This window comes from Mesorhizobium sp. P2_D1 (genome assembly GCF_056404455.1).
Window position 1 is genome coordinate 1 of the sequence record NZ_JBFUDZ010000170.1, and the last position, 732, is coordinate 732.

The window sequence follows — 732 nt, forward strand, 5'->3', positions numbered from 1 at the left end:
TTCCCGGGTGGTTGGAGGCGACAACGTTCGCCTGGGCTGCTTCCGTCATCCCGGTTCCCAATCTGAGCTCAACGAGCAGCAACGCGGCGTGTAACCGTTAGTTCCAAGACCGCCACTCACATTGGAAGTGAACGAACTCGATGGTGGAGGCAAGGGACCTCCGGTGCTCCTTAGCGCGGACGCTGACGAAGCAGCTGCCGCGCCTCGCGAAGCAGGGAATTGCGGTCGGTGCCGATCAGGCGAATGAGTTCGCGAGCCTGCTCCTCGGAGATCCCGGTTTCCGTTGAAAGCCAGTGCGCCAGTGCCTCAATGCCTACAGGTCGAGCATGGTCGTCGTTCTCGTGAGCCATGGTGAGTGTTCCTCGGACATGGAGCCAAAACCTCTGAGTCCGAGGGTTGTTCCGCCAGACCGCGAAGAAGAGCCAGTCCAAATACTTGCCGAAGTCGATGACCAGCCGAAAGGCCAACGAACGTACTAGGCGTGACCAGCTTTAGTAGGTCGCGAAACGTCGTCATCGTTTGCCGCAGCCAAGGCTATCTGGACGGCATTACATAGCTCGGAAGGAGAGACGGGTTTTGTAACCCATGTGCCTTGTAGGAAAATCGGATCGTGGAAGCTCGAACTGGCAACGCTCGCCGAATGGACGACAAACGGGATTCCTCGCTCATCAAGCAGCGTGGCGATTTTTACGCAATCCCCGTCCGCCAGTTCGATGTCCATGATGACTACGT

General features: G+C 57.8%; 1 protein-coding gene and 1 pseudogene. Both read right to left on the reverse strand.

Going from position 1 to position 732, the window contains the following annotated elements; translation table 11 throughout:
• Positions 1 to 170: 170 nt before the first annotated feature.
• Positions 171 to 350 carry a hypothetical protein gene (locus AC1D0I_RS32790; RefSeq protein ID WP_477400217.1) on the reverse strand — a complete coding sequence of 60 codons (180 nt, stop codon included), beginning with the start codon at positions 348 to 350 and terminating at the stop codon, positions 171 to 173.
• A gap of 125 nt (positions 351 to 475) precedes the next feature.
• Positions 476 to 732: pseudogene (locus tag AC1D0I_RS32795) on the reverse strand (hypothetical protein); the annotation flags it as partial.